This is a genomic window from Streptomyces sp. NPDC001904 (genome assembly GCF_040297005.1).
GTDB lineage: Bacteria > Actinomycetota > Actinomycetes > Streptomycetales > Streptomycetaceae > Streptomyces.
On sequence record NZ_JBEOYI010000011.1, the window covers coordinates 146,979 to 164,090 of the forward strand.

Sequence of the window (17,112 nt, forward strand, 5' to 3'; positions counted from 1 at the left end):
TCCTAAGCCCCCGGGGGCACCCGAGAAAACCCGTCCTGCACGGAGTAATGTCCCACCTGAGAAGACGATCACGAGGAAGGACAGCTACATGCTTTCCCGCCTGTTCGCCCCCAAGGTGAAGGCCAGTGCCCACTGCGACCTCCCCTGCGGCGTGTACGACCCGGCCCAGGCCCGCATCGAGGCCGAGTCGGTCAAGGCCGTCCAGGAGAAGATGGCGGCCAACGACGACGCGCACTTCCAGGCGCGCGCCACGGTCATCAAGGAGCAGCGAGCAGAGCTCGCCAAGCACCACGTCTCGGTGCTGTGGAGCGACTACTTCAAGCCCCCGCACTTCGAGAAGTACCCGGAGCTGCACCAGCTGGTCAACGACACCCTGAAGGCCCTCTCGGCCGCCAAGGGCTCGACCGACCCGGCCACGGGCCAGAAGGCGCTCGACTACATCGCCCAGATCGACAAGATCTTCTGGGAGACCAAGAAGGCTTGATCCCTGATCATGCCGTTTGACCTGCGTTTTCCTTGTTCGCATGGTCTTCCGGTCCGCACCTGGTCCACGGTTCGCCGCATCCCGGCACTCTGATGGACCAGGTGCGGTCTTCTTTTTCCCGGACTTCACTGACTTCCTGGAGTTCCCGGAGTTCCCGAACTTCCGGACTTGCTTCCGGACTTCCACCCACCCGCCCCAGGAGCCCCGCCCGTGCCGCGCAGCAGCCCCCGTCCCCGCGTCCTCTACGTCACCGACCTCGCGTACGAGGCCCGTGGCCGCCGCTACTGCGACGAGGACATCTTCCTCACCTCCCGGCTGCGCTCCGCCTTCGACCTGGCGCTGTGCCACCCGCTGGACGCGGCCGGTCTCATGGACGACTTCGACGCGGTCGTGGTGCGCAACAGCGGTCCGGTGCTCGGCTACCAGGAGGCGTACGACGCGTTCCGCGCCCGGGCCCTCGCGCAGGGCACCCTCGTCTACAACCCGCTCCACGGGCGGGCCGACATGGCGGGCAAGCAGTACCTGCTGGACCTGACCGCGGAGGGCCGGCCGGTCATCCCGACCGTCGACCGCCCCGCCGACCTGGAGAAGCTCCCGGAGGCGCCCGCCTACGTGGCGAAGCCGAAGCTGGGCGCGGACTCGATCGGCCTGCGCCGGGTGACCCCGGCGGAGCTCACCGAACTCTCTTACGAAGAGGGCCTCTTGGTGCAGCCCTACATCGACTTCGTCCACGAGGTCTCGTTCTACTTCGTCGACGACGCACTCCAGTACGCCCTCTACGCACCCGACCCGGACCGCCGCTGGGAGCTGCGCCCCTACGAGATCACCGCCGCCGACCGGGAGTTCGCCCGCTCCTTCATCGACTGGAACACCCTCCCGTACGGCATCCAGCGCGTCGACGCCTGCCGCACCCGCGAGGGCGACCTGCTGCTCGTGGAGCTGGAGGACCTCAACCCGTACCTCTCGCTCGACCTGGTGGACGACGCGACGCGGGACGCCTTCGTGGCGGCGATGACGGCGTCGGTCCGGTCGGCGGTCTCCGCGGGCTAGGGCGGAACACGCCCTAGCTCTCCGGCAGACTCCGCACGACCCGGGCCGGATTGCCCACGGCGACCACGTCGGCGGGCAGATCGCGGGTGACGACCGAGCCCGCGCCGACGACCGTGTTCGCGCCGATGGTGACGCCGGGGCAGACGATGACCCCGCCGCCCAGCCAGACGTTGTCACCGATGGTGATCGGCCGCGCGGCCTCCCACTTGGCGCGGCGCGGTTCCGCCTCGAGAGGGTGCGTGGGCGTGAGCAGCTGGACGTTCGGGCCGATCTGGACGTCCTCGCCGATCCTGATGGGCGCCACGTCGAGGAAGACGGCCCCGTAGTTGACGAAGGTCCGCGCGCCGATGCTGACGTACCGCCCGTAGTCGACGGCGAGCGGCGGCCGCACCACGACGTCCTCGCCCACCTCGCCGAGGAGTTCGCGCAGCAGGGCCTGGCGCGCGGGCAGGTCGGTGACGCTGCTGGCGTTGTACCGCTCGCCCAGTTCGGCGGCGCGCAGCGCGTCCGTCTCCAGTTCGGGGTCGTCGGCGAGGTAGAGGTCACCGGCGAGCATGCGCTCCTTCTGACTGCGGTTCTCGGGGCGCGGCCAGTCGCGCACCTCGGTCACCGCCGACACCGGCAGCGGACCGTAGAGGTGCGGGAAGCGCTCCCCGCCCGGCACCGCCTCCTCGACCCGCACCGGGACGCCGTCGAGGCGTGCCGGGTCGACGACGAGGACCACCAGGTCGCCCGGGGCGGGATCCGTCCCGTACAGCAGTTCGGCGACCTGGCGCACCTGGTGCGGGAACGAGAAGTGGATGAAGCCGACCTCGGGGAGGGTCCGGCCGCGGGTCGACATCTCGTACGTCCCCGCGGCCCGGGCGCTCTCCCACAGGCGTCGCTCGGTGATGTGCAGCAGCTCGATCATGCCCCCAACGTACGGGGCCGGTGGGGTCACCGTGTCCTGGTGTAGCGACGCACGAGCACGCCGTTGCCGAACGTGCGGTTCTCCGTGAGGTCGAACCGGTCGAGTGAGTACGCGCGTCCGCCGAACATCGGCATGCCGCCCCCGAACACCACCGGGTAGGTCTTCAGCACGAGTTCGTCGATCTCGTCCGCGAGCAGCCCGGCGAGCTGCGCGCCGCCGCACAGCCAGATGTCCAGGTCGCTGTCCTCGGACTTGAGTTCGCGGACCTTGCCGACCACGTCGTCATGGATCAGCCGCACGTTCGGGTGCGGGGACTCGGCGAGGGTGCGCGTGAGGACGTACTCGCGCAGGTGCCCGTACGGGCTGGTGAGGCCGAGGTCCAGGCCCACCTGGTAGCTGTTGCGGCCCTGGATCACGGTGTCGAACTTCTTGTTCGCGACCCCGTCCAGGCCGAGGGCCTCCCGGCCGGCCGCCGAGACGGTGTCCGGGTACTCGCTGGTCAGATAGGCGAGGAACTCCTCGTCGACGAACGGCATGAACATGGTGCCGTCGCCGGTCTCGTCTCCGATGAAGCCGTCGATGGACACGGCGACGAAGTACGTGAGCTTGCGCAAGCTGGTCTCTTTCCGCTGGGGACAAGGGAGTTGGGGCGTCGGGCGCCCGAACCACTTCAGTTATAGTGCTTCATGTGTAGTGGTTGCAAGGGTCTTTCTCGCGTCCCGTCGGGCGAGGGCGAGAGTCCATGGAGGAGGAGTCGGACATGGTGCGGAATCCCGAGCGCAGAGCGGCCCTGGTCGACGCGGGCGTCGAGGTGCTGGCGACCGAGGGGGCGCGCGGGCTGACCTTCCGCGCGGTGGACACGGCGGCGGGCGTGCCGACGGGCACGGCGTCGAACTACTTCGCCAACCGCGACGACCTGCTGCACCAGATCGACACCTGGCTGCACCAGCGGCTCGCGCCGGACCCGGACGCCGTCGCGGAACTGCTGGCCAGGCCCCGGGACCGGGCCCTGGTCGCTGCGTTCATGCACAACCTGATGGGCCGTGTACAGCGCGACCGCACCGGATTCCTCGCGATGATGGAGATGCGGCTGGAGGCGAGCCGCCGCCCGGACCTGCGCGCGTCCCTGATGAACTCGCTCCGCGGCGACCTCGACGAGGCCATCGCCTTCCACACGCAGTCGGACCTGCCCGGCGGCCCGGAGGAGATCACCCTCCTCTACCTGGGCATGCGCGGCCTCATCCTGGAACACCTGACGATGCCCGGACTGCTGGACGGCGCGGTCCCGGGGGCGATGGTGCCGGACGACCTGGTGACCCGCCTCGTCGAGCGGATCCTTCCCGAGGGCTGAGGGGCCGAAGGCTGAGGGGCCGAAGGCTGAGGGGCCGAGGACTGAGGGGCCGAGGGGCTGGTCAGCCGCCCTGCGGCTCGCGCCACATGGGCCACATCGTCGGTCCGTCCGGCAGCTGGAGGGGACGGTTCATGACGGTGAAGCCGAGCCGCTCGTACAGGGCGCGGCTGCGGGCGCTGCTGGCCTCCAGGTACGCGGGCCGCCCCGCGCGGTCGCACCGGTCGAGCACCGGCGTCATCAGCGCGGTGCCGAGCCCCTCGCCCTGCCGCTCCGGTGCGACGCCGATCATCCAGAGGTAGGTGTGGGCCCGCCCCTGCGGGTGCGCCTCGTCCAGCAGGCGGGCGATCTCCTCGATCCGCGCGTTGTCCGGATCGACGGCCTCGCGCACCTGGGCGGGCCCGTCCTCGTCGTCGGCGTGCGGCGCGTCCGGCACCTCCATCCAGAGCGCGACGGCCGAATCGTCCTCCAGCAGGTCGACGTACCCTCCGGACCCCTCGGCGAGCGTCGCATCGGTGAACGCCCCCATCAGCCCCGAGTGCCGGACCCGCCGGTACTCGGCGCCGGGAAACACCCAGCTGCTGACCGGATCGTCCATGAACGCCCGATCGAGCAGCCCCACTATCCGCTCCCGGTCCCCCGGCTCCCCTCGCCGAACCCCCACACCCACGCCCAACCGCCCCCACTCAACTGACCACGCCTACCTACCAGTTGGCACCCTAAACGATCAGCCCTCCCCCCGCACCCAAGCCCCGAAAGGCCCACGAGGAACTCCCCACCCAGCCTCCCCAAGGGGCGCGAGGAACTGCGCACCCAGCCCCCACCGGCCCGCACACGAAGAACCACCCAGGGGCGCGGGGAACTGCGCACCCAGCCACACCCCACCCGCACCCCACACCCAACAGCCCCCGGCACTCACCACGAACGACGGCGGCCCACCACGAACGACGGCGGCCCGCCACACAGCAGGCCGCCGAACAACACCCGCCCCGAGCGGAGCGCTACCGTTCCCTACGGGTGACGAACTCCGCCAGCGACAACAACCCTCCCGCCGCCTCCGGCACCGGCACCGCCCGCTGCAGCTCGGCCACGGCCCGGGCCATCTGATCGGCGGCCTGCGCCTGCGCCCAGTCCCGCCCGCCGGCCCGCTCGACCGCGAGCGCGATCGCCTCGATGTCGGCCGGTCCCTCCTCCCCCGGACCCGGCGGCCCGTACCGCGCGGCCAGTTCGTCCGCCGCGGGACCGCCGGAGGCCAGCGCCGCGACGACCGGCAGGGACTTCTTGCGGACGACCAGATCGGCGCCCGCCGGCTTCCCGGTACGGGCCGGATCCCCCCAGATCCCGATCACGTCGTCGATCAGCTGGAAGGCAAGACCGGCCGCCCGCCCGAACGCGTCGAGCGCCGCGACCTCCTCCTCCCCCGCTCCCGCATACAGCCCGCCCAGCGCACAGGCGCAGCCGAGCAGGGCCCCGGTCTTGGCCTCCGCCATGGCGAGCGTCTCCGCGAGACCGGTCTCCGCCGGGTCGCGCCGCTCCAGGGCGACATCGGCGGCCTGGCCCGCGCACAACTCCACGACGCAGGCGGCGAGCCGGGCCAGCGCGGCGGGGGCCACCGGGTGCCCGTCGTCGAGGAGCAGCCGCTGCGCCTGGGCCTGCAGCGCGTCCCCCGTGAGGATGGCGTCCGCGTCACCGAACACCGCCCACGCGGTGGGCCGGTGCCTGCGGGTGGCGTCGCGGTCCATCACGTCGTCGTGCAGCAGCGAGAAGTTGTGCGTCAGCTCGACGGCGGCCGCGGCCGGCACCGCCTGCTCGGTCCGCCCGCCGAGGGCACGCGCCGCGGCGAGCACCAGGGCGGGCCGCACGGCCTTGCCCGCGTGCCCCACCGCCGGTGTACCGTCCGCGTGCTGCCAGCCGAAGTGGTAGAGGGCGACGCGGCGTATGGACCCCGGCAGGGCCTCGACGGCCCGCCGCAGCGCGGGGTCGACCGATTTCCTGGCCTGCGCCAGGATCGTCGCGGCTTCCTGGGCCTCGGGCGACTGCAGCGTGTTCGCGGTCTCCGTCGTCTGTGTCACGGGCCCACCCCGGAACAGCGGCGATGCCCGGCCGCGTGGCCCCGCGGCACCCCCGCCCGGGCGGGCGGGGACACGGCGTACCGGGTGCGGCTCGTCACCGCCACCGGCCGATCTCGACGTTCTCCAGAACTCCCAGCGCGTCCGGCACCAGGACGGCCGCCGAGTAGTACGTGGTCACCAGGTACGAGATGATCGCCTGCTCGCTGATGCCCATGAACCGCACCGACAGGCTCGGCTCGATCTCGTCCGGGATGCCGGACTGGCGCAGCCCGATGACGCCCTGTTCCTCCAAGCCCGTACGCATGCAGATGATGGACGTGGTCCGCGCGTCGCTGATCGGGATCTTCCCGCACGGATAGATCGGCACCCCGCGCCAGGTCGGGATGCGGTGCCCGCCGACGTCGATGCTCTCCGGGACCAGGCCCCGCTTGTTGCACTCGCGGCCGAACGCGGCGATCGCCTTGGGGTGCGCGAGGAACACCTTGGAGCCGCGCCGCCTGCTGAGCAGCTCGTCCATGTCGTCGGGGCTGGGCACACCGTCGTGCGGCTGCAGCCGCTGGTCGTACTCGCAGTTGTTGAGCAGGCCGAACTCCCGGTTGTTGACCAGCTCGTGCTCCTGGCGCTCCTTCAACGCCTCGACGGTCAGCCGGAGCTGGTGCTCCGTCTGGTTCATCGGCTGGTTGTAGAGGTCGGCCACGCGCGTGTGGATGCGCAGCACGGTCTGGGCGACACTCAGCTCGTACTCGCGCGGCGCCGCGTCGTAGTCGACGAACGTGCCCGGCAGGACGGCCTCGCCGACGTGGCCGGCCGAGAGATCGATCTCCTTCTCGCCGTAGTTGTTCGACCGCTGCTCCGGCACGGAGCGCAGCTGCTGGAGATGGTCCCGCAGGGCTTCCGACCGCTCGGCGACCTGCTCCAGGTCGCGGCGCGGCAGGACGAGGACGGTGCACGCGGTGGCCGCGCGTGCCGTGTACTCCCAGATGCCCTCGTCGTCGAGCAGGGCCTGCTCGCCGAAGTAGGAGCCGTCGGCGAGGACGCCGAGCACCGCGTCGTCGCCGTACGGGCCCGTGCCGACCTTCTCCACGCGGCCGTGCGCGAGCAGGAACACCTCGTCCGCCTGGCTGCCGAACGAGGCGAGCACGTCGCCGGCCGCGAACTCCCGCTGCGCGCACCGCTGGGCCAGCTCGCCGAGGACATCGGGGTCCTCGAAGTCGCGCAGCGCGGGCAGCTCCCCCAGCTCGGCGGGGATGACCCGCACGTCGTCCCCGGTCTTCACGAAGGTGATCCGCCCGTCACCCACCGAGTAGCTCAGCCTGCGGTTCACCCGGTACGTACCGCCCTGTACGTCCACCCACGGCAGTGTCCTCAGCAGCCAGCGGGAGCTGATCTCCTGCATCTGCGGGGCGGACTTGGTGGTGGTGGCCAGATTCCGCGCGGCGGATGTGCCGAGGCTCTTCTGTCCCCCCGAGCCCGCCTGATCCGCACGGACCTCTTCGCCTACCGACATCGCTATGCCTCCCGATCATGAACCGACCTGCGGGGGAAAGCCTTCCAGTACAGCGAGTGGCGACGCCATTACACGAATGAGGGGGAATGGACCGGCCCGACACGGGGCATGGGCGGCATTTTTCGCACGCGGCGTTGCTCCGTACCGCCGATTTCCGGAACTCGAAGATCCCGGTGCGCGTTGATCGGGGAACGGCTTCCCACACGACTCCGGCAGAACCGACAGAAGAGGTGACCCCCATGGCGGGCTTCCTGGACAAGGCCAAGGAACAGGCGCAGCGCGGACTGACGCAGGGCAAGCAGAAGCTGGACGAGGTGCAGGCGCAGCGTGCGGGCGGCGACCTGCTGAAGAAGCTGGGCGCGGCGTACTACGCGGAGCGCTCGGGCACCGGCAGCCCCGAGGCCACGCAGGCTGCGCTGCGCGCCCTGGAAGCACACATCGCGACGAACGGGGACGGGGTCCTGCACAGCTGACCTCGGCTCCGGGCGGGGCGCACCGCTGTCCGGAACGGCTCGCACGGAATCCGAACGAGTAGTCCTTGCCGGGTCGTTCCGGGTACAAGCAGCAGTATGAGACGGCCCGCGGGAGGCGGCCGTCGCCCCCGCGAAGGAGTCGGTCATGGCCCCACCCATGTCCGCAGCCGGTTTTCTCACCGCTCTCGAGGCCGAAGGCCTGACGGTGGTCGAAGTCGGCGACTGGCAGCACCACAACCGCAACCACAAGGGCGCCTGGGGTCCGGTGAACGGGGTGATGATCCATCACACCGTCACCCGGGGCAGCGCGGCGACGGTCCGCATCTGCCGCGACGGACACGCGGACCTGCCGGGTCCGCTCTGCCACGGCGTGATCACCAAGGACGGCCGCGTCCACCTGGTCGGCTACGGCCGGGCGAACCACGCAGGGCTCGGTGACGACGACGTGCTGCGCGCGGTCGTCGCGGAGAAGGCGCTGCCGCACGACAACGAGGCGAACACGGACGGCAACAGCCGCTTCTACGGCTTCGAGTGCGAGAACCTCGGTGACGGCGACGACCCGTGGCCGGATGTCCAGCTGGCGGCCATCGAGAAGGCGGCCACGGCGATCTGCCGCCACCACGGCTGGACGGAGCGGTCCGTCATCGGCCACCTGGAGTGGCAGCCCGGCAAGATCGACCCGAAGGGCTTCACGATGGCCTGGCTGCGCGAGCGCGTCCGGGACCGGCTGAAGTAGGCCGCGACGGCGGGCGGGCACCCGGACACATGTCCGACAATGGCCGGGTGCCCCGCCCGCCCCTCGCCGACCTGAGCCCCCGACTTCCGTCACCCCTGACGGAGATCGACGACGACCGCTTCGCCCGCCACGGCGTCCGGGTCCTCCTCAAGCGGGACGACCTGATCCACCCGGACCTCATCGGCAACAAGTGGCGCAAACTCGCCCCGAACCTGGAGGCGGCGCACGGCCGCCCGCTCGTCACGTTCGGCGGGGCCTACTCCAACCATCTGCGGGCCACCGCCGCGGCCGGCCGCCTGCTGGGCATCGCCACGACCGGCATCGTCCGCGGCGACGAGCTGGCCGATCGGCCGCTCAATCCGTCCCTGGCCCGCTGCGCCGCGGACGGCATGCGCCTGCACTTCGTCGACAGATCGGCCTATCGGCACAAGGACGATCCGGCCACGCTCGCCGCGCTCCTCGCGGCGGCCGACGCCCACGACGCGTACGTGGTCCCCGAGGGCGGCAGCAACGCTCCCGCCGTGCGGGGCTGCACGGCCCTGGGCCGTGAACTGCGCGGCCGGGCCGATGTCGTCGCCCTCCCCTGCGGCACCGGCGGCACCCTGGCGGGCCTCGCCGCGGGCCTCGCCCCCGATCAGCGCGCCCTGGGTGTCGCGGTCCTCAAGGGCGGGTTCCTCACCGCCGAGGTCCGCGCCCTTCAGGAGGCCGCGTTCGGCGGTGTCCGCGGCGACTGGCAGGTGACGGACGACTTCCATTGCGGCGGCTACGCGCGCGTGCCCGCCGAGCTGAGGGCGTTCGCCGAGGATTTCGGCGAGCGGCACGGCGTCCCCGTGGAGCAGCTGTACGTCGCCAAGATGCTCCACGCCCTCGTCGCACTCACCGGGAGCGGCGCGTTCCACACCGGCACGACGATCGCGGCGGTCGTCACGGGCTCGCCCTCGTAGCCGCGGTCCGCTCAGTCGTCGACCTCGCGGTAGGCCGCGGCCTCCTCCAGGTCGAGCTTGCGCAGCAGCGTCCGCATCATCTCGTCGTCGATGCGCCGCTCGTCACGCAGCCGTACGAACACCTCGCGCTCGGCCGCGATCGCCTCTCGCGCGAGCCGCCGGTAGGTGTCGTCGGCGGACTCCCCGGTCACCGGGTTGGGCTGGCCGAGCCGCTCCCACACGGAGTTGCGCCGCCGCTCCAGGACGGTGTGCAGGCGGTCCTGGAGGGCCTGTGGCAGGCAGTTGCGCTCGTCGCTCATCAAGGCGTCCACCCGCTCCTCCGCGGCCGTCGACGCGGTGTTCTGCGCCTGGGCCTCGACCAGCGTCTCGGCCTGCACGTCCCGGCCCGGCAGCTTCAGCGCCTTGATGAGCGGGGGCAGCGAGAGCCCCTGCACGACCAGCGTGCCGATCACCGTCGTGAACGTCAGGAAGAGCACCAGGTTGCGGGCCGGGAAGTCCTCGCCGCTCTCCGTCACGAGCGGGATCGAGAACGCGATGGCCAGCGACACCACGCCCCGCATCCCGGCCCAGCTCACGATCAGCGGTTTGCGCCAGTCCACGTCGTCCTCGCGCTCCCGGACGCGCGGCATGATCCACCACGGCAGATAGGTCGCCGGATAGGACCACACGAAGCGCACCACGACCACGAGGAGGAACACCCCGATCGCGTACCAGACGGCCTGCGCGACGCTGTACTCGCCGAGACCGCCGAGGACCACGCGCAGTTGCAGTCCGATGAGCGCGAAGACCGACGACTCCAGGATGAAGGCGACGACCTTCCACACCGCCGCCTCCTGGAGCCGCGTCTCGAAGTCGACCTGCCACGACCGGTGCCCCAGGTAGAGCGCGACGGTCACCACGGCGAGCACTCCGGACGCCCCCACCTGTTCGGCGGCCGCGTACGCGACGAAGGGGATGAGCAGGGAGAGCGTGTTCTGCAGGACCGCCTCCTTGAGGTGCGTGCGCAGCCAGTGCAGCGGCACCATCAGGAGCAGCCCGACGCCCACCCCGCCGACGGCCGCCACCAGGAACTCCCGGATACCGCCCGCCCAGCTGGCCCCCTCCCCCACGGCGGCGGCGAGCGCCACCTTGTAGGCGGTGATCGCGGTCGCGTCGTTCACCAGGGACTCGCCCTGGAGGATCGTCGTGATCCGCGAGGGCAGCCCCACCCGCCGGGCGATCGCCGTGGCCGCCACGGCGTCGGGCGGCGCGATCACCGCCCCCAGGACGAGCGCGGCGGTCAGCGGCAGATCGGGGATCAGCTCGTACGCGAGCCAGCCCACGGCCACCGTGGCGAACAGGACGTACCCGACGGACAGCAGTGCGACGGGCCTGATGTTGGCCCGCAGGTCGAGGTACGAGCTCTCCAGGGCCGCGGTGTGCAGCAGCGGCGGGAGGATCAGCGGCAGCACGATGTGCGGGTCGAGCGCGTACTCCGGGACGCCCGGCACATACGAGGCCGCGAGTCCGGCCGCGACCAGCAGCAGGGGCGCCGGCACCGGAGTCCTGCGCGCCGCCCCCGCCACCGCCGCACTCACCGCGACCAGTCCCACCAGCGGCAATACGTCCATGGCCTGCCTTTCGCCCCACGTGATCACGCCACCCGTCGTAACCTGGCCATCATGAACGAGTGCTCGCATGTCGACACGCTGCCGCACCCCGAGCCGGCTCCTCTGAGCGAGACCTGTCTGGAGTGTCTGGCCGTCGGCAGTCACCCTGTGCAACTGCGGCTGTGTCTGGTCTGCGGCCACGTCGGCTGCTGCGACTCCTCGCCCTACCGGCACGGCACGGAGCACTTCAAGGAGACCGGCCACCCGGTGATGCGCACCTTCGAGCCTGGTGAGAGCTGGCGCTGGTGCTTCGTGGACACCGCACTCGTCTGATCCACGACGCCATCGGGATTCGACCGGCAGGCACCTGGGTACGTCAACCCGGCGCCCCCTCTTTCCAATTGGGCCCGCACACCCTCTAGCCACTGTCCGTGCCCGTGGGCTTACTATGAGTGACAGCAATGGGCCGGGGGTCCCCGGGACAGGAAAGTCGGGCGCGCGGTAGCGTCACCGCAGATATATGTGGCGTGTCACCCGGGGGACGACACCTCCGGAGCCCGAAAGTGCTTGTACCACCTTGGAGGTGAGGGTGTCCCAGTTTGCAGGCGAGCCCGGGAATCAGGACTTCGTGGAAGTCCGGCTGCCGGCTGCGGGTGCCTACCTGTCGGTGCTGCGGACGGCCACGGCCGGCCTTGCGGCACGTTTGGACTTCACCCTCGACGAGATCGAGGACCTGCGTATCGCGGTCGACGAGGCCTGCGCGATCCTGCTCCAGCAGGCCGTCGCCGGCTCCGTTCTCAGTTGCGTGTTCCGTCTCGTCGACGACTCCCTGGAGGTGACGGTCTCCGCACCGACCACCGACGGGCGGGCCCCGGAGCGCGACACCTTTGCCTGGACGGTGCTCTCGGCCCTCGCGGGCCAGGTCGACTCCTCGGTCGCGGAGGACAACACCGTCTCGATCAGCCTCTACAAGAAGCGCGGCGCGGGCCCCGGCCCGGCGTGATGAACGGGGAAGGTCCGGTGCGGGACGAGAAACGCGGCACACGGGATCTCCCGGCCGACGGCTCGGGCGGGACACGACGGCTGACCACCGCCATTCCCGAACAGCAGGCCAGGCCACATCCGCAGGACCGGGCGGACTCGGTGACGAGTCCGCCACAGCAGGCAGTACCGACCACCGGGGCCGACGTTCGCGGGGGTTCAGGGGGATCGGACGCGCGACGGGCGGGATTGATGAGCGACCACGAGCGACACGGCGAGCGGCTCAGCCGACGCGAGCAGGACCGCAGTGGTGCACGGGCGATGTTCATCGAGCTGCGCACCCTGAAGGACGGCAGCACGGAGTACGCGGAGCTGCGCAATCAGCTCGTGCGCATGCATCTGCCGCTGGTCGAGCACCTGGCGCGCCGTTTCCGCAATCGCGGAGAGCCGCTGGACGACCTCACGCAGGTCGCGACGATCGGCCTGATCAAGTCGGTGGACCGGTTCGACCCGGAGCGCGGCGTGGAGTTCTCCACGTACGCGACCCCGACCGTCGTCGGCGAGATCAAGCGGCACTTCCGCGACAAGGGCTGGGCCGTCCGCGTCCCGCGCCGGCTGCAGGAGCTGCGGCTGGCCCTGACGACGGCGACGGCCGAGCTGTCCCAGATGCACGGCCGCTCCCCCACGGTCCACGAGCTGGCCGAGAAGCTGGCCATCTCCGAGGAGGAGGTCCTGGAGGGCCTGGAGTCGGCGAACGCGTACTCCACGCTGTCCCTGGACGTCCCCGACACGGACGACGAGTCCCCGGCGGTCGCCGACACCCTGGGCGCCGAGGACGAGGCGCTGGAGGGCGTCGAGTACCGCGAGTCCCTCAAGCCGCTCCTGGAGGACCTGCCGCCGCGCGAGAAGCGGATCCTGCTGCTGCGCTTCTTCGGGAACATGACGCAGTCGCAGATCGCCCAGGAGGTCGGCATCTCCCAGATGCACGTGTCGCGCCTCCTCGCGCGCACGCTCGCGCAACTGCGGGAGCGGCTCCTCGTGGAGGAGTGAGCGCGTGCTCCCGCGTGTACGAAGGCGCCCGGTGCGATGTCCGCACCGGGCGCCTTCGTACACGCGGGAGGTCCACCCGCAAAAGGCTCTACTTCGATTCCTGTGTGCTGCCCGGGGTGCGGATGCCGAGCGCGCGGGTGGTCTCCCGGTTGACCAGCATCACCAGGGCCACGACCGCCACCACACCGAGCACGATGCCGCCGGGGATGGCCGCGCTGTCGGCCTGGAGCAGTGTGTAGGCGACGGGCAGCGCCATGATCTGGGTGATGATCGCGGGGCCGCGGCTCCAGCTCTTGCGGGCCAGCAGGCCGCGGGCGGCGAGCAGCGGCAGCAGCGCGAGCACGATCAGCGTGATACCACCGGTGATCGCCTGCTCGGGATTGTCGGGATGTCCGGCGAGCCCGGCGACCAGCATGTAGCCGCCGCCCGCGACGAGCGCGGCTCCTTCGAGTCCGGCCAGGGCGGCGGCGGCGGTCAGCCGGCCGGGACGCGGGCCTTCGTCCGCGGCGGTCTCGGGGGCGGGATTCTGCTCTGAGGTCACCTTTGCAGAGTAGCCCCCGGCCACGGCGGCGTTCTTACCCGACTCCTACCTCGGTCTGGGCGCGATCAAGGCCGCTAGGTACGCTGCCTTGCATGCGTGCACTTCTCGTGGTCAATCCGGCGGCAACCACCACCAGCGCGCGCACGCGCGATGTGCTGATCCACGCCTTGGCGAGCGAGATGAAGCTCGAAGCCGTCACGACCGAGTACCGCGGCCACGCCCGTGACCTCGGCCGGCAGGCGGCGGAGAGCAAGGACATCGAGCTGGTCGTCGCCCTCGGCGGCGACGGCACGGTCAACGAGGTGGTGAACGGGCTGCTGCACGACGGCCCCGACCTCGACCGGTTGCCGGGGCTCGCCGTCGTGCCCGGCGGCTCCACGAACGTCTTCGCCCGCGCCCTGGGTCTGCAGAACGAGCCCGTGGAGGCCACCGGACAGCTCCTGGACGCCCTGCGGGAGGGCCGGCAGCGCACGGTGGGTCTGGGGCTCGCCGCGGGCACACGGGGCACGGAGGACGAGGCGGTGCCGTCGCGCTGGTTCACCTTCAGCGCGGGCCTCGGCTTCGACGCGGGAGTGGTCGGCCGGGTCGAGCAGCAGCGGGAGCGGGGCAAGCGTTCGACTCACGCACTGTATGTGCGACAGGTGGTGCGCCAGTTCCTCGGCGAGCAGGACCGCCGGCACGGCACGATCACGCTCGAACGGCCGGGCGAGGATCCGGTCACGGATCTGGTCGTCTCCATAGTCAGCAACACCTCGCCGTGGTCCTTCCTGGGCAACCGGCCGCTGTATCCGACGCCCCAGGCGTCCTTCGACACCGGCCTTGACGTGCTCGGACTCAAGAAACTGTCGACTCCGGCGGTGACCCGCTACGGCACCCAGCTGCTGATGTCGACGCCCGAACGCGGCCCCCGCGGAAAGAACGCGGTCACGCTTCACGACCTCACCGACTTCACCTTGCATTCGAAGGTGCCCCTGCCCCTCCAGATGGACGGTGACCACCTGGGGCTGCGTACGAGCGTGACGTTCACAGGCGTACGCCGTGCACTGCGTGTGATTGTGTGAGTGGAAGGGCCCAAAGTCCTTTATCTCGAACGTTTGGGCTGGGCTCCACCCCATGGAAGTACGGCTGTGACCTAGCCGACACCGAGGAATCAAAAAAAACTTTCCTGAAGGGGTTGTATCCGCCGCCGAGGTTTGCGAATCTCTACATGGCGCTCGGGACGGCCCGCAACATCGGCCCCACAGAGAGCCCGAATCCCCTCCTCAAAACAACGGACCACCGTCGCGTATGTGACGTTCGGCCCTTCACTTGTTGAGGGATTCGTGAAAGCGTTCACATTCACAAGCAACCTGCACGTAATACCAAGGAGAGGTAGCAGCCATGGACTGGCGTCACAACGCCGTTTGCCGCGAGGAAGACCCCGAGCTCTTCTTCCCCATCGGCAACACCGGTCCTGCGCTGCTGCAGATCGAGGAAGCCAAGGCCGTCTGCCGCCGCTGCCCCGTCATGGAGCAGTGCCTGCAGTGGGCGCTCGAGTCCGGCCAGGACTCCGGCGTCTGGGGTGGCCTCAGCGAGGACGAGCGCCGCGCGATGAAGCGCCGCGCCGCTCGCAACCGGGCCCGTCAGGCCTCCGCCTGATTCCCCACCCCATCACGAGCCTGAGCCCGGCGGCGCGTACAGCGAGTACGCATCTCCCGCCCCCGAGCCGCAGCGCGCAGTACCCCCGATGCTCCCCCCAGGCTCAGCCCGGGACATGACCCGAGCACGCGAGTATGGAGCCCCGGACCGTATCCCGGTCCGGGGCTCTCTGCTGTGTACGTCCGCTCGGTTCTACTTCTGGGAGCGTACGGGGATGTCGAGGATCACCTGGGTGCCGCGCTCGGGTGCGGGCACCATGTCGAACGTCCCGCCCAACTCACCCTCCACCAAGGTGCGTACGATCTGCAGGCCCAGATTGCCGGCCCGCTTCGGGTCGAAGTTCTCGGGCAGGCCGACGCCGTCGTCCTGGACGGTGATCAGCAGGCGGGTCTCCTTGCTCGTGCCGCCGCGCACCGCCGAGACCTCGACGGTGCCGGTGTCGCCCTGGCGGTAGCCGTGCTCAAGGGCGTTCTGCAGCACTTCGGTCAGGACCATGGACAGCGGCGTCGCCACCTCGGCGTCGAGGATGCCGAACCGGCCGGTGCGGCGGCCGGTCACCTGACCCGGGGAGATCTCCGCCACCATCGCGAGGACCCGGTCGGCGATCTCGTCGAACTCCACGCGCTCGTCCAGGTTCTGGGACAGCGTCTCGTGCACGATCGCGATGGAACCCACGCGCCGGACCGCTTCTTCGAGCGCTTCGCGCCCCCGGTCCGACTCGATGCGCCGGGCCTGGAGGCGCAGCAGCGCGGCGACGGTCTGGAGGTTGTTCTTCACCCGGTGGTGGATCTCCCGGATGGTGGCGTCCTTGGTGATCAACTCGCGCTCGCGTCGGCGCAGTTCGGTGACGTCGCGCAGGAGGACCAGGGAGCCGATGCGGGTGCCCTTGGGCTTGAGCGGGATCGCCCGCAGCTGGATCGAGCCCTCCTCGCCCTCGATCTCGAACTCGCGCGGGGCCCAGCCGCTGGCGACCTTGGCCAGCGCCTCGTCCACCGGACCGCGGGACGGCGCGAGTTCGGCGGTCGTGCTGCCGAGGTGGTGGCCGACCAGATCGGCCTGGAAGCCCAACCGGTGGTAGGCGGACAGGGCGTTGGGCGACGCGTACTGGACGACGCCGTCGGCGTCGAGCCGGATCAGACCGTCTCCGACGCGCGGGGAGGCGTCCATGTCGACCTGCTGCCCCGGGAACGGAAACGATCCGGCGGCGATCATCTGGGCCAGGTCGGACGCCGACTGGAGGTAGGTCAGCTCCAGCCGGGAGGGGGTGCGCACGGTGAGCAGGTTGGTGTTCCGGGCGATGACCCCGAGGACCCTCCCCTCCCGGCGGACGGGGATGGACTCGACCCGGACCGGGACCTCCTCGCGCCACTCGGGGTCGCCCTCGCGCACGATGCGGCCCTCGTCGAGCGCGGCGTCCAGCATCGGGCGGCGGCCGCGCGGCACCAGATGGCCGACCATGTCGTCCTGGTAGGACGTGGGGCCGGTGTTGGGGCGCATCTGCGCGACGGAGACGTACCGCGTGCCGTCGTGCGTGGGCACCCACAGCACGAGGTCGGCGAAGGAGAGGTCGGAGAGCAACTGCCACTCCGAGACCAGCAGGTGGAGCCACTCGAGGTCGGAGTCACCGAGGGCGGTGTGCTGGCGTACGAGATCGTTCATGGAGGGCACCAGGCGAGCGTACCTGCCGGTCGGGAAAGGCCCGAACGGTCCCGAAAAGACCGACGAGCCGCGGCGCCGGGGGTCGGGACCCTCAACCCTTTCCCTGGCACCGCAGCCCTTCAGGTGCATC

At 70.6% G+C, this 17,112-nt stretch carries 19 protein-coding genes and 1 pseudogene; 11 read left to right on the top strand and 9 right to left on the bottom strand.

The features are described from left to right. Positions 1-88: 88 nt before the first annotated feature. Entirely contained in the window at positions 89-484 is a 396-nt protein-coding gene (sodN, locus tag ABT127_RS20020; RefSeq protein ID WP_111666332.1) for a superoxide dismutase, Ni, read from the top strand. Between the two features lie 210 nt (positions 485-694). After that, positions 695-1,534, top strand: a complete 840-nt coding sequence (locus tag ABT127_RS20025; RefSeq protein WP_351451556.1) for an ATP-grasp domain-containing protein — start codon at positions 695-697, stop codon at positions 1,532-1,534. 13 nt (positions 1,535-1,547) lie between these two features. Here the strand turns inward: ABT127_RS20025 and ABT127_RS20030 are convergent, their stop codons facing one another. From ABT127_RS20030 to ABT127_RS20040, 3 genes and pseudogenes are all read right to left on the bottom strand, one after another. After that, on the bottom strand, positions 1,548-2,090 hold the full coding sequence (locus ABT127_RS20030) for a sugar O-acetyltransferase (RefSeq protein WP_351451764.1): 543 nt from the start codon (positions 2,088-2,090) through the stop codon (positions 1,548-1,550). Positions 2,091-2,123: 33 nt separating this feature from the next. After that, positions 2,124-2,444, bottom strand: a pseudogene (locus tag ABT127_RS20035) (DUF952 domain-containing protein); the annotation flags it as partial. 26 nt (positions 2,445-2,470) lie between these two features. Beyond that, complete coding sequence (locus tag ABT127_RS20040) at positions 2,471-3,058, bottom strand: dihydrofolate reductase family protein (RefSeq protein ID WP_351451559.1); 588 nt, start codon at positions 3,056-3,058, stop codon at positions 2,471-2,473. 146 nt (positions 3,059-3,204) lie between these two features. On the opposite strand from ABT127_RS20040, the gene ABT127_RS20045 reads away from it, so the two are divergent. Further along, complete coding sequence (locus tag ABT127_RS20045) at positions 3,205-3,795, top strand: TetR/AcrR family transcriptional regulator (protein ID WP_351451562.1); 591 nt, start codon at positions 3,205-3,207, stop codon at positions 3,793-3,795. 61 nt (positions 3,796-3,856) lie between these two features. On the opposite strand, the gene ABT127_RS20050 is transcribed toward ABT127_RS20045, so the two are convergent. From ABT127_RS20050 to ABT127_RS20060, 3 genes are all read right to left on the bottom strand, one after another. Further along, the gene (locus ABT127_RS20050) at positions 3,857-4,462 is read right to left on the bottom strand and encodes a GNAT family N-acetyltransferase (RefSeq protein WP_502971741.1); all 606 of its coding nucleotides are present in this window, start codon (positions 4,460-4,462) and stop codon (positions 3,857-3,859) included. A gap of 331 nt (positions 4,463-4,793) precedes the next feature. Further along, positions 4,794-5,864 (bottom strand): family 2 encapsulin nanocompartment cargo protein polyprenyl transferase, encoded by a 1,071-nt coding sequence (locus ABT127_RS20055; protein WP_351451564.1) that lies wholly within the window; start codon positions 5,862-5,864, stop codon positions 4,794-4,796. A 94-nt stretch (positions 5,865-5,958) separates the two neighbouring features. After that, entirely contained in the window at positions 5,959-7,371 is a 1,413-nt protein-coding gene (locus tag ABT127_RS20060) for a family 2B encapsulin nanocompartment shell protein (protein ID WP_351451567.1), read from the bottom strand. 239 nt (positions 7,372-7,610) lie between these two features. On the opposite strand from ABT127_RS20060, the gene ABT127_RS20065 reads away from it, so the two are divergent. The 3 genes from ABT127_RS20065 to ABT127_RS20075 all read left to right on the top strand — a co-directional run bounded on the left by ABT127_RS20065 (position 7,611) and on the right by ABT127_RS20075 (position 9,524). Further along, positions 7,611-7,844: a hypothetical protein gene (locus ABT127_RS20065; RefSeq protein WP_351451570.1), complete on the top strand. Its 234-nt coding sequence runs from the start codon at positions 7,611-7,613 to the stop codon at positions 7,842-7,844. 145 nt (positions 7,845-7,989) lie between these two features. Beyond that, positions 7,990-8,580 (top strand): N-acetylmuramoyl-L-alanine amidase, encoded by a 591-nt coding sequence (locus tag ABT127_RS20070; protein WP_351451573.1) that lies wholly within the window; start codon positions 7,990-7,992, stop codon positions 8,578-8,580. A gap of 29 nt (positions 8,581-8,609) precedes the next feature. Beyond that, the gene (locus tag ABT127_RS20075; protein ID WP_351451576.1) at positions 8,610-9,524 is read left to right on the top strand and encodes a 1-aminocyclopropane-1-carboxylate deaminase/D-cysteine desulfhydrase; all 915 of its coding nucleotides are present in this window, start codon (positions 8,610-8,612) and stop codon (positions 9,522-9,524) included. An 11-nt stretch (positions 9,525-9,535) separates the two neighbouring features. On the opposite strand, the gene ABT127_RS20080 is transcribed toward ABT127_RS20075, so the two are convergent. After that, positions 9,536-11,134, bottom strand: coding sequence for a Na+/H+ antiporter (locus ABT127_RS20080; RefSeq protein ID WP_351451579.1), 1,599 nt, complete (start codon positions 11,132-11,134; stop codon positions 9,536-9,538). Between the two features lie 51 nt (positions 11,135-11,185). Between ABT127_RS20080 and ABT127_RS20085 the strand changes: the two genes are divergently transcribed. The 3 genes from ABT127_RS20085 to ABT127_RS20095 all read left to right on the top strand — a co-directional run bounded on the left by ABT127_RS20085 (position 11,186) and on the right by ABT127_RS20095 (position 13,144). Next, positions 11,186-11,446: a UBP-type zinc finger domain-containing protein gene (locus ABT127_RS20085; RefSeq protein ID WP_351451582.1), complete on the top strand. Its 261-nt coding sequence runs from the start codon at positions 11,186-11,188 to the stop codon at positions 11,444-11,446. 256 nt (positions 11,447-11,702) lie between these two features. Further along, positions 11,703-12,116 (top strand): ATP-binding protein, encoded by a 414-nt coding sequence (locus tag ABT127_RS20090; protein WP_207827272.1) that lies wholly within the window; start codon positions 11,703-11,705, stop codon positions 12,114-12,116. Next, positions 12,113-13,144, top strand: coding sequence for an RNA polymerase sigma factor SigF (locus ABT127_RS20095; protein ID WP_351451585.1), 1,032 nt, complete (start codon positions 12,113-12,115; stop codon positions 13,142-13,144). Before ABT127_RS20090 ends, ABT127_RS20095 begins: the two co-directional genes overlap by 4 nt. Before the next feature lie 88 nt (positions 13,145-13,232). Here ABT127_RS20095 and ABT127_RS20100 read toward each other — a convergent pair whose 3' ends face one another. After that, complete coding sequence (locus tag ABT127_RS20100; RefSeq protein WP_351451587.1) at positions 13,233-13,685, bottom strand: hypothetical protein; 453 nt, start codon at positions 13,683-13,685, stop codon at positions 13,233-13,235. 92 nt (positions 13,686-13,777) lie between these two features. Between ABT127_RS20100 and ABT127_RS20105 the strand changes: the two genes are divergently transcribed. Together ABT127_RS20105 and ABT127_RS20110 are read left to right on the top strand one after the other, a co-directional pair. Further along, a complete protein-coding gene (locus ABT127_RS20105) occupies positions 13,778-14,746 on the top strand; it encodes a diacylglycerol/lipid kinase family protein (protein ID WP_351451589.1) in 969 nt (322 codons plus the stop codon). A gap of 319 nt (positions 14,747-15,065) precedes the next feature. Continuing rightward, the gene (locus ABT127_RS20110) at positions 15,066-15,323 is read left to right on the top strand and encodes a WhiB family transcriptional regulator (protein ID WP_016639615.1); all 258 of its coding nucleotides are present in this window, start codon (positions 15,066-15,068) and stop codon (positions 15,321-15,323) included. Between the two features lie 192 nt (positions 15,324-15,515). Here the strand turns inward: ABT127_RS20110 and ABT127_RS20115 are convergent, their stop codons facing one another. Then, positions 15,516-16,982, bottom strand: a complete 1,467-nt coding sequence (locus ABT127_RS20115; protein WP_111666347.1) for a sensor histidine kinase — start codon at positions 16,980-16,982, stop codon at positions 15,516-15,518. Positions 16,983-17,112 lie beyond the last annotated feature (130 nt).

What these genes read in the sequence shown, in the direction of transcription:
- ABT127_RS20065 (WP_351451570.1), top strand. Translation starts at nt 7,611, where the DNA reads ATGGCGGGCTTCCTGGACAAGGCCAAGGAACAGGCGCAGCGCGGACTG.
- ABT127_RS20110 (WP_016639615.1), top strand. Translation starts at nt 15,066, where the DNA reads ATGGACTGGCGTCACAACGCCGTTTGCCGCGAGGAAGACCCCGAGCTC.
- ABT127_RS20105 (WP_351451589.1), top strand. Translation starts at nt 13,778, where the DNA reads ATGCGTGCACTTCTCGTGGTCAATCCGGCGGCAACCACCACCAGCGCG.
- ABT127_RS20075 (WP_351451576.1), top strand. Translation starts at nt 8,610, where the DNA reads ATGTCCGACAATGGCCGGGTGCCCCGCCCGCCCCTCGCCGACCTGAGC.
- ABT127_RS20085 (WP_351451582.1), top strand. Translation starts at nt 11,186, where the DNA reads ATGAACGAGTGCTCGCATGTCGACACGCTGCCGCACCCCGAGCCGGCT.
- ABT127_RS20045 (WP_351451562.1), top strand. Translation starts at nt 3,205, where the DNA reads ATGGTGCGGAATCCCGAGCGCAGAGCGGCCCTGGTCGACGCGGGCGTC.
- sodN (WP_111666332.1), top strand. Translation starts at nt 89, where the DNA reads ATGCTTTCCCGCCTGTTCGCCCCCAAGGTGAAGGCCAGTGCCCACTGC.
- ABT127_RS20115 (WP_111666347.1), bottom strand. Translation starts at nt 16,982, where the DNA reads ATGAACGATCTCGTACGCCAGCACACCGCCCTCGGTGACTCCGACCTC.
- ABT127_RS20070 (WP_351451573.1), top strand. Translation starts at nt 7,990, where the DNA reads ATGGCCCCACCCATGTCCGCAGCCGGTTTTCTCACCGCTCTCGAGGCC.
- ABT127_RS20030 (WP_351451764.1), bottom strand. Translation starts at nt 2,090, where the DNA reads ATGCTCGCCGGTGACCTCTACCTCGCCGACGACCCCGAACTGGAGACG.
- ABT127_RS20060 (WP_351451567.1), bottom strand. Translation starts at nt 7,371, where the DNA reads ATGTCGGTAGGCGAAGAGGTCCGTGCGGATCAGGCGGGCTCGGGGGGA.
- ABT127_RS20080 (WP_351451579.1), bottom strand. Translation starts at nt 11,134, where the DNA reads ATGGACGTATTGCCGCTGGTGGGACTGGTCGCGGTGAGTGCGGCGGTG.